Annotated in this window: 11 protein-coding genes; 9 read left to right on the forward strand and 2 right to left on the reverse strand. The window is 43.1% G+C overall.

The features are described 5' to 3' along the window. Window positions 1–720 precede the first annotated feature (720 nt). From ACFQ0C_RS30155 to ACFQ0C_RS30175, 5 genes are all read left to right on the forward strand, one after another. Entirely contained in the window at window positions 721–2016 is a 1296-nt protein-coding gene (locus tag ACFQ0C_RS30155) for an ABC transporter substrate-binding protein (protein ID WP_379372293.1), read from the forward strand. Window positions 2017–2095: 79 nt separating this feature from the next. Further along, on the forward strand, window positions 2096–3004 hold the full coding sequence (locus ACFQ0C_RS30160) for a carbohydrate ABC transporter permease (RefSeq protein ID WP_379372295.1): 909 nt from the start codon (window positions 2096–2098) through the stop codon (window positions 3002–3004). Between the two features lies 1 nt (window position 3005). After that, window positions 3006–3827, forward strand: coding sequence for a carbohydrate ABC transporter permease (locus ACFQ0C_RS30165; RefSeq protein ID WP_379372297.1), 822 nt, complete (start codon window positions 3006–3008; stop codon window positions 3825–3827). A 199-nt stretch (window positions 3828–4026) separates the two neighbouring features. Further along, entirely contained in the window at window positions 4027–5178 is a 1152-nt protein-coding gene (locus tag ACFQ0C_RS30170; RefSeq protein ID WP_379372299.1) for a Gfo/Idh/MocA family protein, read from the forward strand. A 19-nt stretch (window positions 5179–5197) separates the two neighbouring features. Further along, window positions 5198–6280: a Gfo/Idh/MocA family protein gene (locus ACFQ0C_RS30175; RefSeq protein ID WP_379372301.1), complete on the forward strand. Its 1083-nt coding sequence runs from the start codon at window positions 5198–5200 to the stop codon at window positions 6278–6280. On the opposite strand, the gene ACFQ0C_RS30180 is transcribed toward ACFQ0C_RS30175, so the two are convergent. Continuing rightward, window positions 6264–7169 (reverse strand): AraC family transcriptional regulator, encoded by a 906-nt coding sequence (locus ACFQ0C_RS30180; RefSeq protein ID WP_379372303.1) that lies wholly within the window; start codon window positions 7167–7169, stop codon window positions 6264–6266. The two genes, ACFQ0C_RS30175 and ACFQ0C_RS30180, sit on opposite strands and share 17 nt — an antisense overlap. A 518-nt stretch (window positions 7170–7687) precedes the next feature. Then, window positions 7688–8101 carry a MerR family transcriptional regulator gene (locus tag ACFQ0C_RS30185; protein ID WP_379372305.1) on the reverse strand — a complete coding sequence of 138 codons (414 nt, stop codon included), beginning with the start codon at window positions 8099–8101 and terminating at the stop codon, window positions 7688–7690. Between the two features lie 97 nt (window positions 8102–8198). Here ACFQ0C_RS30185 and ACFQ0C_RS30190 point away from each other — a divergent pair, with 97 nt between their 5' ends. From ACFQ0C_RS30190 to ACFQ0C_RS30205, 4 genes are all read left to right on the forward strand, one after another. Further along, window positions 8199–9029 carry an SDR family oxidoreductase gene (locus ACFQ0C_RS30190; RefSeq protein WP_379372307.1) on the forward strand — a complete coding sequence of 277 codons (831 nt, stop codon included), beginning with the start codon at window positions 8199–8201 and terminating at the stop codon, window positions 9027–9029. A gap of 1054 nt (window positions 9030–10083) precedes the next feature. After that, the gene (locus tag ACFQ0C_RS30195; protein ID WP_379372309.1) at window positions 10084–11835 is read left to right on the forward strand and encodes a sensor histidine kinase; all 1752 of its coding nucleotides are present in this window, start codon (window positions 10084–10086) and stop codon (window positions 11833–11835) included. Between the two features lie 2 nt (window positions 11836–11837). After that, window positions 11838–13460, forward strand: coding sequence for a response regulator transcription factor (locus ACFQ0C_RS30200; protein WP_379372311.1), 1623 nt, complete (start codon window positions 11838–11840; stop codon window positions 13458–13460). A gap of 141 nt (window positions 13461–13601) precedes the next feature. Next, complete coding sequence (locus tag ACFQ0C_RS30205; RefSeq protein ID WP_379372313.1) at window positions 13602–14534, forward strand: ABC transporter permease; 933 nt, start codon at window positions 13602–13604, stop codon at window positions 14532–14534. Window positions 14535–14540: the final 6 nt, after the last annotated feature.

The raw sequence follows: 14540 nt of genomic DNA on the forward strand, positions 1-14540 counted from the left end.
GCTCGAGGTGAAGAACGTCGGAAAGCCGTATGAGGGAAAACCTCACGTACGGTTTGATGAGGAGGGGCTGGATGCCCAGCCCTTCACTCTACTATTTTTCAAGTCATGGTCCGCCGCTGTTTATTTTTTTTCCAGTTAAAACCTTAAATTTTGAAGGCTGAAGATTTTCAAACTCATAAACCCCGTTATAATTCAAGCTTCTCAGCCTATAACTTTATTTTCACAGGACACTAATCACTCCAGTCTACGAACGGCATACCTTACAATAAACTGTTGATTCTGCTTGTCATAGTAATCTCCCAAGATCCAAATGCATTTCTTTACGAGTTAAGCGAAAAAACGCAATCCTTAACATAACATGAGCAACATTTACCGCTGCTCGCTTTTTACCTTTTCGTGCGGCAGTACGTCTATAGTTAGCCGTTAGGTGATGACATGGGCATCAGGTAGTCTACCACAAAGTACTGTTATTTTTGCACAAAGTAGCGTTACTTATGTAAACCTATTCTTGATATGCTGGAAACCAAAGAGGCGGGGGTGTGAAAAAGATATTGAAGTAACTATTGTTATGCCGGTGCGATTTCGATCTTATGTCATGTTAGGTAAGCGGCGGGATGAGTGAAGTGAAAACTCGGATTCTTTAGAGAGTGCGTAAATACAGAGTTGGGTCGTAAAAAACGTCACATGTTAAAAATGATTGAAATGAAAAGGGGTAAAAAAATGAACAAATTTATGAAAACGGTATCTATCGCTTTGGTGCTGATTTTGATGACATTAATGTCAGTTGCTTGTTCCAAGAAAGAGTCAGGGGATGCCGGTAAGGCAGCAAGCGGCAAAAAGAATGTAACTTTGGATTTCGTTTGGTTCTCGGATGGAAATGAAGGCGAAATCATGAAGGGCATCATTAAGGATTATGAGGCTAAGAATGGAAATGTAAAAATAAATATGATCGAGGTTCCTTTTAAAGACTTGAATACGAAGCTGAAAACCATGATCTCGGGCGGACAACCCCCCGCACTTGCCCGTGTTACGACGGACCTAGGGGCATTTGCTAATCAAGCGGTAGATTTAAGCGTGAGCAACGGTGGTTTGGATAAATATACCGGACAGTTCGTCGATTCTTTGAAGCCGTTCTACTTGGTGAATGGTAAAGCGGTGGCCGCTCCTATGGATGTTACAGCCAACGGGTTGATTTACAACAAAGCCTTGTTTAACAAAGCGGGAGTAAAAGTGCCGACATCCCCTGAGAATGTCTGGACATGGGACGAGTTCTCCGCTGCCTTGAAGCAGGTTATGGATAAAGGCGGAGCTAAATACGGTCTTGTATGGGACTATACGCCGCAGCGCTGGTCGACCTTGCTGTATCAATTTGGAGGCAGCATGATGAGCCTGGATGGAACGAAAGCGACGATCAACAATGAAGCGGGTGTACAGGCTGTTGAATATTTTAAAAAGCTCCATACGGACGGTATCGCCCCAACATCTGTTTGGCTAGGCGGAGAAAACCCGAATAACTTGTTCCGCACCGGGACGGTTGCCGCTCATTTTGCAGGGAACTGGATGATTAGCAACTATAAAGATATTACGAACTTTGAGTGGGGCGTAACATACATGCCGAAGGGTAAAGTACGTTCCTCGGTACCTGGCGGCAAATTTGCTATGGCGTTCAAAAATTCCGGTGTTGAAAAAGAAGCGACAGATTTCATCAACTATATTACTACCAAAGAAGTGAACTCTAAATACACTCAAGAGGCATTATTCCTAAGCCCGCGCAAAGACAGCGCAAAGCTGGACTACGCTTTCGGCAAAGAAATGATGGAAGTGTTTTCAAACGAACTGAACAACACCGTCCCGGCTGCAGCGGAGGATTGGTCCAGACAAACCATCGTGCCTAAATTCAGCAACGATTTGAAAACGGCGATATCAGAAATCGTTGCCGGAAGAACAACGGCTCAGGCAGGCCTTGATAAGGTTGCCGGCTTGATCGATAAAGCGATTAAAGATGAAAAGAAATAATAGAGGAATGGGGCTGCTGCCGGGGACAAACCGGCAGTGTGCTCTATTTTAAGGATAGGATAGGAGAGGAGTAATCTTGATGTCTACACAAGCCTCGGCAGCCAGGGCGATAAAAAAACAGCGGCGGCCGGATCATTCGATGGGATGGATTCCGTATTTGTTTGTACTGCCTAACTTGCTCATTTTCACCACGTTCATTGTAATTCCCATGATTACCGGGTTTGTCTATTCATTTCACGAATATGACGGATTAAATCCAATGGAATTCGTCGGTTTGGATAATTACAAAGAGATATTCACCAACGGAGAGTTTTGGACTGCGCTAGGGAGAACGGCTCTTTATGCGCTGATCGTGGTGCCGTTGATTTATTGCTTGTCGCTCGTTGTAGCGATGATGCTGATACAGCCTCTCAAGATGAAAGGCATGTTTCGCTCCGTGTTTTATTGGCCAACGATGATTTCGTATATCATTGTTGGTTTGACGTGGAAATGGATATTCGGCGATTTCGGAGTTTTGAATTACTTCATGACGCTTTTGGGTTTCGAACCCGTTCATTTTTTAGCGGATTCCTTTTTTGCGAATGCATCGGTTGTTGTCGCCACCGTTTGGTCGCGTCTTGGGTTTTATATGGTTATTTTCATGGCGGGGTTGCAAGCCATCCCGACCGATTTTTACGAGGCCGCAAGGCTGGACGGAGCATCCAAACCCCGGGTATTCTGGAGCATTACACTGCCGCTGCTCAAACCTACTACTGTTCTTGTCATTATGCTTTCTCTTATCGAAGCGCTCAAAGCCTATCCGTTATTGTTTGCGCTGACGGGCGGCGGACCGGGTAAAGGAACGACTTATATCGTGCAATATATTTATGAAATCGGCTTTGCCAAGCAGGAGCTGGGTAGGGCCAGCGCTATGTCTGTTTTGTTGTTTATTCTGATTTCACTGTTTACCGCACTGCAATTCAGATTGTCAAAGGGGGGCGCTGACTAACGTGGAACTGAAAACCTCCGCCAAAGTATCCTTGTATATTCTTCTTTTCGTATTGGCTGCTTCATGGTTGTTTCCTGCGCTTTGGATCGTCATTTCGTCCTTCAAGACGAACAATGATTTATACAGTTTTCCACCGCGATTTTGGCCCAATCCGATTTCGTTCGAGCACTTTACGAATGCTTTTGAGAAAGGCAACTTTGGCCGGTACTTTATGAACAGTGCGATTGTAACGGTCAGCTCAACGATTCTGCTGCTGCTGATCAACTCGATGGCAGGGTTCGCGCTTGCGAAATATAAGTTTATAGGAGCTTCACTACTGCTTGTCGGATTTGTGTCTACCTTGATGATTCCGCTTGAGGTTATTATGATCCCGATTTTTAAGGTGCTCAGCTTTTTGGGTATGTATAACACTCTGCTGGCTCTTATTATTCCTCCAGCGGCCACACCGACGGGGGTATTTCTGATTAGACAGTATTTGCTTACCGTTCCTGACGAGCTGCTGGAAGCGGCCCGTATGGATGGAGCATCCGAATGGAGGATTTATTCACGAATCATTTTGCCGCTATGTAAGCCCATATTGTCGGTTCTTGCGATTTTCTCCTTTATGTGGCGGTGGGACGATTTTATGTGGCCGCTCATCGGCATCAGCAATCCGTCCTTATATACCATTCAATTAGCCTTGTCTAACTTTATAGGGGAATTCAATGTGGACTGGGGCAGCTTGCTCGCGATGTCCGTCATTACCATGATTCCGGTGCTGGTGGTGTTCATCATATTCCAACGTCAATTCGTTAGCGGAATGGTGACCTCCGGCATGAAATAATTGTGTAATCCCTGCATAACAGAGACGTTATGCAGTTTTTTGTGGGGCGTGTAATATGGAATCTTTCATATTATTCAAACGTTGCAGCTGTGTAGTTCTATGACCACAAAGTAATATCATTTTTAAACAAACTAGCGTTACATTGGGAAATGTATTCTTGATATGCTAGGAGCACTTAAACGATGGGGGGCTTGAATGAATGTTGAAGGTAGCTATTATTGGATCGGGTGCGATTTCAGCAGCGCACATCGAAGGATATTTACAATTTCCGGAGCGCTGCAAAATTGTTGCGATCAGTGATATTTATGTTGAAAAGGCGCAGGAACGTATTGACCAATTTCAGTTGGAAGCTCGGGCGGTCAAGGATTATAAGGAGCTTCTGCAGGAGGATATTGATCTCGTCTCCATCTGCACGCCGCCATATACACATGCAGCATTAACAATTGAGTTTTTGGAGGCCGGCACTCATGTTATGGTTGAGAAACCGATGGCATCTTCCCTTGAAGAATGTGATTTGATGAATGAAGCAGCAAAAAGGACAGGTCGAATTTTATCCGTTGTGGCGCAGAACCGTTTTAAAACACCGATGATGAAAATGAAAGCTGTGCTGGAGAGTGGGCTCATGGGGGAAATCGGACATGTGCAAGTGGACTCGTTCTGGTGGCGGGGACACTGTTACTACGATCTATGGTGGCGCGGCACATGGGAGAAAGAAGGAGGCGGTCCAACGTTGAATCACGCCGTACATCATATCGATGCGCTGCTTTGGATGATGGGCAGTCCTATGGAAATCCAAGCATTTATGAGCAATGTATCCCATGATAATGCGGAAGTCGAGGATCTTTCCATAGGTATACTGCGATACGCAGACGGTACTTTAGGGCAAGTGACCAGCTCCGTTGTCCATCATGGTGAAGAGCAGCAGCTCATTTTCCAGGGTGAAAAAGCGCGAGTTTCAACACCTTGGAAGGTGACGGCTTCCAACTCCAAAGCTAACGGCTTCCCTGAGCCGAATCTTGAATTGGAGGGCCAACTTCAGGCTTTATATGATGAGCTTCCTGAGGCAGCGTATGAAGGTCACACTGGACAAATCAATAATGTGCTTACTGCCATAGAGACGGGCGCTCCTGTGCTGATTGATGGTATTAGCGGACGTCAAACCCTGGAGCTTATTACGGCAATTTATAAATCGGCCAGTACGGGAGAGCTGGTAAAGCTTCCGCTTACTGCGGAAGACCCTTTTTACACTATAAACGGCGTGCAAGCTAATACTACTCATTTTTATGAGAAAAAAGCGTCCATTGAAAATTTTGCAACACAGACGATTACAATAGGAAGTACCTATAAATAAAAGAGGGGAGCCAAATCGAATGCAAAAAAATGATGGTATGAATTACGCGCCTAAAGGGAAATTCAGTGCGGTTTGTCAACCTGGAGAGTTCATATTTGCGGCAGCGGCATTGGATCACGGACACATTTACGCCATGTGCAATGGACTAAGGGAAGCGGGGGGGCAATTAAAATGGGTATATGATCCTGACCCGGCGAAAGTGGAGAAATTCAAGAGCACCTACCCGGAAGTACAGGTGGCTTGCTCGCTGGATGAGATTTTGCAAGATGATCAAGTATTGCTTGTAGCTGCAGCTGCAATTCCTTCAGACCGCGGGCCTTTAGGGCTCAGAGTCATGGATCACGGAAAAGATTACTTTACAGATAAAGCCCCATTCACGACATTAGAGCAGTTGGAAGCGGCTCGCCAGAAGGTAGCCGAGACAGGACGAAAATATGCGGTTTATTACAGTGAACGTTTGCATGTGGAAAGCGCGGTCTATGCTGAACAGCTCATTGAGCAGGGAGCTATCGGTCGCGTCCTTCAAGTGATTGGTCTCGGGCCTCATAGAGTCAATGCAAAAAGCAGACCGGACTGGTTTTTTGAGAAGGAAAAGTTTGGCGGTATTCTATGCGATATTGGGAGCCATCAGATAGAGCAATTCCTCTATTTCACAGGTGCTAAGGATGCCAAGGTTGTCCATAGCAAAGTGGCAAACTATAATTATCCTGAACATCCCAACTTTGAAGATTTCGGCGATGCAACGTTGATCGGAGATAACGGGGCTACCGGTTACTTCCGTGTAGATTGGATGACACCGGATGGATTGAGCACCTGGGGAGACGGCCGCTTAACGATCCTGGGTACGGAAGGGTACATCGAGCTTCGCAAGTATGTGGATATTGCGCGCGATAAGACAAGTGATCACGTTTATTTGGTAAATCAGGAAGGGGAATATCACTTTTCTGTGAATGGAAAAGTTGGCTTCCCTTACTTTGGTCAACTGATACTGGATTGCCTCAACCGTACAGAGAAAGCCATGACGCAGGAGCATGCTTTCAAAGCGGCTGAGCTGTGCTTGATTGCACAGCGCGATGCGATGATGATTAAAAGTACGGAGTAGTGGTAAAGCCTGACTGATTTTGCCACTGCTTCCGATATTGATACGGTGTGACGCCCAGTTGTTTCTTAAATGTCTTGCAAAAAAAAGAGCAGTTGGACATCCCTACGGATTCCCCGATATAGGCTACGGCGTAATCGGTTGAGATTAGCAGTTTAACGGCTTGCTGCATACGTCTTGCGATCACATAGTCAGAAATACTGGAGCCTGTACACTCTTTGAATAAGTGAGATAAGTGGTGCGGTGAGAGGTGCAGCTCACCCGCCATCCTCTCTAAACGAAGCGGTTCAGTATAATGTCCCTCCAACCAGGTGAGAATTCGTTCTGCTTGGTGGGGTTTCCGCGTTACACTCTTACTGAAACGGCCTTTGCTTTGTTCCCAAAGAGGCTTGAATTCGCGGAAGAAAGCGATGAGAAACAGAGAGTATTCTTCAAATGCATCCTTTTTATTCAAAGTAGTCATTCTTTGCTCCAAGCTTTGAAGCAGTGTGTGAAACTGCATTGATTCTTCAAGGTTATACAGGCAAGGATAAGGCAGCTTGCTTGTATTTATATGTCTAAAAAATGCCAATAGGCTGGGCCACTTTTCAAAATAAGCTTCGTACAGTGAGGGTTCGAATTGAATGATAGAGCGAACGAAGGGGCTTTGCTGATTGATTTCCATTTGAATATGGTGCAGCTGGTAAGGTTGAAAGATACAAAGCATGCCTGAAGTTATTTCGTAGCTTTTTTGATCAACGATAAGAGTTCCGTTCCCTTCATGGATGATCAATATTTCTATGCCTTGATGGGCATGAAACGTACCTCGGAACTGCTCGATTTCCGAGCTTTTTCTTTTGTAGGCAAAGTAAAGTTTAAGTTCGTTTAAATAGAGCTGCTCAATATAAGACATAAATTCACATCCTTATGACTTTCAGCTTACAAAATTAGATTCTACAAGGCAAGATTATTTTCAGTTCGGGAAGTATCGGTTGACAAGAGCCTGATTACATTGGAAGCACCTAGCGCGAAATCGCTAGGAGCGGGATTAGCTGAACCAATCGATTATTCGAGAAAGTCCCCAAAGATTGTTTCTAATTTCTCGCATATCTTACCAATTATCTCATCCCGTTTCTCCATATCATCTTCTGTTTGATAGCTGTCCGGAAACGAGTCGAAATCGGTTTGGCATTTGGAAACGGCTCGCTTGACCAACTGGTTAAACTTCGTCTGGCGACTTTCGGATAATTTGCGGTAGGTTTCGAATGCGTCCTTAGCTTGTGAATCAAAGCAAGGACAAGAACATGAGAAACCCACATTTATGCAGAAAGTATAGTATGCCTTGAAATATGCGATGGTTATTTTTTGTGAGGAGTAAAAAGCTCTTTGTGACGGAATTTACGTCCAAAGAGCTTTTTCACGATTGTTCGGCTATATGTTAATTCGAAGACGTAATTCCGCCATCATAGCCTCAGCTTGCTGTGGATCTTCATTCAGCAGCTTCCTGTATGTCAGCATCCAATTCAGCGTTACAAGCATATGATCGTATTCGTCCTTCCTGCGCTCGATCTCATTGATCTTCTGAAGAATCCATTCTATTACTTCTTGGTTCGTGCGTGCATTCGTATCGTGATCCTGCAAAATCTTCTTCAGCTCAGCTAACGAGCAGTTGATGCCTTGAAATTTCTTAATCAGCTTTAAACGTTCAATTGCTTCGTCTGAGTAGTTGCGGTAATTATTCTTCTCTCGCTGAATATGCCTGCTGTCAAGCAAGCCTTCCTTCTCATAAAAACGAATGGTGTGGGGTGTTAAACCCATCAAGTCTCCTAATTCTTGAATTTTCATATGCAATCATACCTCCAAACGCTTGCCTTAGAGTTTACTTCATAGTTTAGACTAGAGTCATATCTTCGTCAAATGCTTAAGGAGGCGTAAAACTATTATGCGTATATTCGTTACAGGTGCAGCAGGTTATATTGGTACAGCTGTTGTCCGCGAACTCATCGGTGCGGGCCATCAGGTAGTTGGTCTGACCCGTTCAGAGAGTGGTGCTCAAGTATTAGAAAGCTTGGGAGCTGAGGTGGCTCGCGGTGTTTTAGAGGATCTGGATATACTGCGCAGCAGTGCAGCCACTTCAGACGGTGTTATTCATCTGGCATTTAACCACGATTTCTCTAATTTCGTCGCATCCCTAGCAACTGATCTTCGTGCCATCAAAGCAATGGGAGAGGGGCTTGCGGGCTCTTGTAAACCACTTGTTATCACAGCTCATGCTAATGGCAAAGCATCGGAGGATGCAGCACTTGCGTTTATAGAACAAGGCGTGAGAGTATCGATCGTCTCGCTTGCACCTTCCGTTCATGGAGAAGAAGATAAAGGCTTCGTGCCGCAATTAATCCGGATCGCCCAGGAAAGAGGCTCCTCGGCTTACATTGGAGACGGCACTAACCGTTGGCCAGCGATTCATCGCTTGGATGCGGCAGTTTTGTTCCGACTCGCGGTAGAATCTGCGCCTGCAGGCTCACGACTGGATGGCGTGGACGATGAAGGCATTCCGTTCAGCGACATTGCCGGCGTCATAGGTCGTCACGTGGATGTGCCGGTAGTCAGCATCCCGCGTGAAGAGGCACAAGCGATCTTCGGTTTTCTAGGTATGGTCGCGTCGCTTGACTTAGCAAGATCAAGTGAAGGGACGAAGGAGCTGCTAGGTTGGAAACCTGTCCAACATGGGCTTCTCGCAGATCTGGAGCAAGGACATTATTTCACAAAATGAAGAAGGTTACATAAAATAACCATCGCATCTTCGCGATTCGCGAGGAAATTGGAAGGAAATGAGAATGAGATAAAGTTCTTGTCATTTATGGCATCAAGTTCTTGTCATCCGAAAGCTTATGTCGGGTGACAAGAACATTATCTTATTAATAACCGCGTAAATCGCGGCTTTTTTGTGTTATGGGATAAAGTTCTTGTCAAATTTCAATGATAAGAACTTTATCCCATTCCCGACAATGGTTACATAACGTGGGTATTTATACTGGCCAAATCACTGCAATCAATCAATTGGACAGAGTAATAAACTACCATGAAAATTAAAGATCTGGCAGTCTCAGAAAAATAACAGCACGAAGAAGACGCTGCTCATACATTAATGGGGAGTGGAAACTAGCCTCGCGATCCATTTATCCCGATCAATCTGTGATTACAACGATGAATATGAGTATGTTTTTATAAACGTTTTACGGTGTTATTTAACAGGGGATGCTTTCCGCTAACGCGGCTTGCATCTCTTTTTAGTATTTCAGCCCTTTTATCGAATCTCATACTTTTCAACGGTTGTAGGGCTAGTCATGCAGTTTATTTTCTGAGCATATAAGTGACTTGTTAGCGAAGTCGCGTGCATTCAAATTATACCCCCATTCTTTTCGATTTTATTTATTGAACGTCCTTTGGACCATTCATATGGACTTTTTGGCTGTAAAGAACTGAAGGAACTAATCGAGAAGGAGTTGTTTGAATGACACTCGCTAACACGATCGGTCGACAAGTTGCCCATGAAAACGTTCATGATTCAGACCATTAAGTGGCGAAAGGCGGAGCGAAGGTAACTCTTTTGACGTGCTTTCTAAGGATCAGAGGGTTAGTGAGTATCTTGGATCCGAGGAGATTGTAAAACTTCTAGATCCTGCAACACATACAGGTCTTAGCAGCGTGATTGCTAGGAAGTTGATAAGTTTTAGGAGTTGAAGTTTCTATATTTCTCTTATACACTTTCGAAGAAGGAACGACGATTGTATGTGTATAAATAATGATCAGGAAGGAGTTATGTGATGCTTACAAATCCCCCAGTGTTTAAATCTATCCGGTTCAAACTCATAATTGGTTTATTACTCTTAATCATACCTCTGATACTGTTTCTAATTTACAATAACTATTACGCTATGAATGTAGTTCGTAATCAGGTTGCCGGCTCCAATAAAAGTCTGCTCACACTATATATGAATCAAATCGATCGCAATTTGGATGAGGCGGATAAATACTTGTATAATATGGCAGCCCTGGAGAATGATTTACTTAATCTGGATTATCCCAAGGAGGATATAAATGCTTGGTACCTATTTGCAAAAATTCGCTTAGTCAATAGGATCGAAACCGATATAAAAAACTATAAACCGCTGGATTTGTTTTTTATATATTCTTCTGTTAACGATGAATTAATGACTTCCAAAATCCCCGGAGAGACATACGACGAACGAAAGGCTCTGGAAAACGGAATACTGGATTTGCTACATGACCTCCAAATTTCTGACAAGAAGCTAAGTAAGCAATGGTTTGTAACTAAAATTGATAATCAATATTACTTATATCATATTATACAATCCGGGAATGCCTATATAGGAGGGATCGTCGAAGCTTCGAAGTTAATGGTACCTCTAAGCTTAATTGAACTCGGCCAATCTGGAAGATCCCTGCTTGTTACTGATGCTCATGAGGTAATGACCAATGATGATTTTCTAAAAGAAAACGATATTCATTTGGGATTAGAAAAGAATGTGAATCGCTTTACTAGCAGGGGGCAGGAATATCTTCAGGTAAACGAAAAGTCAACCAAGGGAGACTTTTTACTGATGATTTTTATCCCGGAGGGTACTATCCTGGAAAGGCTTCCGGAGCTTCAAAGAATTACAACGTTTATTTTATTGGCAGCGTTATTGCTGCTTCCTGCATTTTACACATTCATTCGAAAGGTTATATTGCTCCCCATCAATCGGATTGTTACAGCTATGCGAAAAGTCCGGGATGGGTTTATGGAGGACAGAATTGAGCTATACCGCACCTCTTACGAATTTGAAATCATGAACGAGACATTTAATACGATGGTATCGCAAATAACGGATTTGAAAATAAGTGTGTATGAGGAGCAGCTGATCAATCAAAAAGCAGAACTCAAGCATCTTCAGCTCCAGATTAATCCGCACTTCTTTCTCAATTCATTAAACATTATATATAGCCTTGCTCAATTGAAAAGCTTTGAATTGATACAGGAGCTGTCAATGAGCCTGGTTCAATATTTGCGGTTTATGTTTCGAAGCAGCTTAAATTTCGTTAAACTATCAGAAGAGATCGCTCATACGAATAATTACTTGCGAATTCAAACGATGAGATTTCCTGAAAATTTCACTTTTGAAATCGAAGCAGCCGATTTATTATCGGAGGCATTGGTTCCCCCGTTGTCCATACAAACCTTTGTGGAAAATACAATTAAGCATGCGGTTAGCATGGAGGAACGGATCCATTTGCAAATAACCGTTGATGGCTGCGAAGAAGCTGGCATTCCATTCATGAAGGTTGTCATTTCAGATACAGGAAAGGGCTTCCCGCCGGAAGTTTTACATGCTGTTCAGTCTGAAGAGGGTATAGCGGATGAAAATGGAGAGCATATAGGGATATGGAATGTCCGAAGGAGATTAAATTTGCTATATCAAGATCAAGCCCGATTATGGATATCGAACAACACTGGCGGAGGAGCCGAGGTGGAGCTTCGTCTTCCTATAAGGTTTGAGAAAATGGAGGATGAATAGTTATGTACCGGTTGCTTATTGTTGATGATGAGGTTCATGCGGTCCGCGCGGTTCAATCCGGTGTCGACTGGGAAAAGCTATCGATTACGAATGTCTATGTCGCTTACAGCGTGAAGCAAGCTAAAGAGGTGTTCTTGCAAGAGCCTATCGATATTATGATTTGTGATATTGAAATGCCCCAAGGGAATGGACTTGAATTACTGACATGGGTAAGAGAGCATTATAATGCAACCGAATCTGTATTTTTAACCTGTCATTCCGATTTTGCTTATACCAAAAAAGCTATTCAACTGGGAAGCCTTGATTATTTGCTTAAGCCGGTCAGATACGATGAGCTGGAGGAGGTTATTGAAAAAGCGATTGAACGTGTTGAGCACAAAAGGGAACAGATCGCCTTTAATGAAAATTATGCTCATTTTTACAGCCTGTGGTCCAAAAATCAGCCCATTCTGATTGGGCGGTTTTGGAAGGATTTGTTGAACTATAGGCTGCTCTCCAATTCAAATCAAATTAAAGAGCTTCTTGTCATGGAAAACATACCTTATCAAGAAACAGATCAGTTTATACCGGTCCTTATAAGTGTTCAGCGGTGGTACAAAGTGTTCACTCCAAGAGATATTACGATTCTGGAGTATGCTCTGCAAAATGCGGCGGAGGAAATCATTTTTACCGATTATCCGAACAGCCAGATGGTCCATCTAAAAGAGGGGACTTTGCTGGGTTTAATTCCTGACTTCATGGCTGATAGAAACAAAGTTGAACCAGACCAGCTTAGAAAAGCTTTCGAGACGTATATAGCTTCCTGTAATCGTTATTTTTATTGTGATCTATCTTGTTACATAGGGGAGAGTAGCTTTTTCTGGGAGATTGTTAAAGAGGTTGAGCTGTTGACCCAAATGGAGATTAATAATGTGACTCAGAACAATAAAGTATTTGTTAAAAATGAACGGCTTAACCATGTCGGGACGATTACAAAGCTGATCCCCATGGCTGGGTGGTTAGAAATGTTGAAATCAGGAGCGTTCGAAGCCGTATTCACGGCAACGGAAGAATATTTAAACTCTTGGCGAAATATGGAACTGTTGGATGTTAAGCTGCTTCAGGAATTTCAACAAAGCTTTGTTCAAATTCTTTATCATTTTCTTCAGGTGAAAGGTTTTCATTCGCATCAAATTTTTACCGACCATATGTCTCCGGAACGGATATCCACAGCAGCACGCTCTGTAACGGACCTTCAGGCTTGGGTTAAGGATTCCTTGAAAACAACAGTCGAATATTGCCGCGTGTCTGAGGAGTCGGAAACCATCGTAGACAAAGTGAAGTGGTATATCAAACAAAACCTGGGAGATTCTCTGTCGAGAGATGATATCGCAAAATACGTTCATGTTCATCCAGATTACTTATCCAGATTATTCAAGAAAGAGACGGGAATAGCCCTAATCGATTATATATCGGAGGCACGCATTGAAATCGCCAAAGAGCTATTGGCCAATACCGACTTGTCGGTCAGTGGAATAGCGGTGTCGGTTGGCTATTCGAACTTTTCTTATTTCGCCAAAATGTTCAAAAGAGCAACCCAGCTCAATCCACAGGAGTTTCGAGAATGTAATTTGTCCAATAAGTAAGCATCCTATTCTATGATGGGATGCTTTTTCCTATAAGAGGTCAGAATTGTAGTAGAGTGAGGTCAGAATAGTGGTGGGGGCTTATCCTTTTATGGCGTAATCTATAGATATCACAGAAAGCAATTTGAAGGGAGAAACGCCATGACATCATTGTTGGACAGAAATCGTTTGCGTAATATCAAAAAAAACAAAACACTACTCTTAATGGTAGTGCCAGGTATCCTTTATCTGCTCATCAATAACTACCTTCCAATGCTTGGAATGGTTATTGCATTCAAGGATATCAATTTTGCCAAAGGCATCTTGGGGAGCGATTGGGTTGGATTTAAAAATTTTGAATACCTGTTTAAAACAAGCGATGCCTACATCATCACAAGAAACACAATCTTATATAACGTAGTGTTTATTGTTTTGAATTTAATAGTTGCTGTAGCTTTGGCCATTCTGTTAAACGAATTAAAAAACCGAGTATTCTCACGTTTCTATCAAAGCGTCGTGCTGCTTCCTCATTTGATTTCATCCGTTATTATAGGTTATCTTGTGTTTTCCTTGCTGAGTATGGAGCATGGATTTATTAATAAAAGCATACTGCCCCTGCTTGGTATCCAAGACATGATGTGGTATAGCGAACCCAAATACTGGCCATATATTTTAACAACAGTTCAATTATGGAAGCATGCAGGTTATTTATGTGTAATCTATTTGGCGGCTATCATTGGGATCGATCAAGAATATTACGAAGCAGCTACCATTGACGGAGCCAGTAAGCTGCAGCAAATTATGAGTGTTACGATCCCTTTAATCTCACCTGTCATCATCATTATGACGCTATTGCAAGTAGGTAAGATTTTTAGCTCAGACTTTGGGTTATTTTATCAGGTTCCGTTGGATTCTGGTATGCTTCAACCAACGACGAATGTCATTGATACGTATGTATACCGTGCTTTATTGAAGAATGGGGATATCGGCATGTCTTCCGCGGCTGGACTTTATCAATCAGTTGTTGGTTTCGTACTGGTTTTCATATCCAATGTTGTGGTAAGAAAAGTGAATCGGGAAAACGCATTATTTTAAAGGAGT

Source organism: Paenibacillus sp. GCM10027630 (assembly GCF_042676305.1).
Taxonomy (GTDB): domain Bacteria; phylum Bacillota; class Bacilli; order Paenibacillales; family NBRC-103111; genus Paenibacillus_S.

Excerpts from the sequence above, each read along its gene's own strand:
- ACFQ0C_RS30175 (WP_379372301.1), top strand. The coding sequence starts at position 5,198 with ATGCAAAAAAATGATGGTATGAATTACGCGCCTAAAGGGAAATTCAGT.
- ACFQ0C_RS30205 (WP_379372313.1), top strand. The coding sequence starts at position 13,602 with ATGACATCATTGTTGGACAGAAATCGTTTGCGTAATATCAAAAAAAAC.
- ACFQ0C_RS30160 (WP_379372295.1), top strand. The coding sequence starts at position 2,096 with ATGTCTACACAAGCCTCGGCAGCCAGGGCGATAAAAAAACAGCGGCGG.
- ACFQ0C_RS30185 (WP_379372305.1), bottom strand. The coding sequence starts at position 8,101 with ATGAAAATTCAAGAATTAGGAGACTTGATGGGTTTAACACCCCACACC.
- ACFQ0C_RS30200 (WP_379372311.1), top strand. The coding sequence starts at position 11,838 with ATGTACCGGTTGCTTATTGTTGATGATGAGGTTCATGCGGTCCGCGCG.
- ACFQ0C_RS30195 (WP_379372309.1), top strand. The coding sequence starts at position 10,084 with ATGCTTACAAATCCCCCAGTGTTTAAATCTATCCGGTTCAAACTCATA.
- ACFQ0C_RS30180 (WP_379372303.1), bottom strand. The coding sequence starts at position 7,169 with ATGTCTTATATTGAGCAGCTCTATTTAAACGAACTTAAACTTTACTTT.
- ACFQ0C_RS30190 (WP_379372307.1), top strand. The coding sequence starts at position 8,199 with ATGCGTATATTCGTTACAGGTGCAGCAGGTTATATTGGTACAGCTGTT.
- ACFQ0C_RS30170 (WP_379372299.1), top strand. The coding sequence starts at position 4,027 with ATGTTGAAGGTAGCTATTATTGGATCGGGTGCGATTTCAGCAGCGCAC.
- ACFQ0C_RS30155 (WP_379372293.1), top strand. The coding sequence starts at position 721 with ATGAACAAATTTATGAAAACGGTATCTATCGCTTTGGTGCTGATTTTG.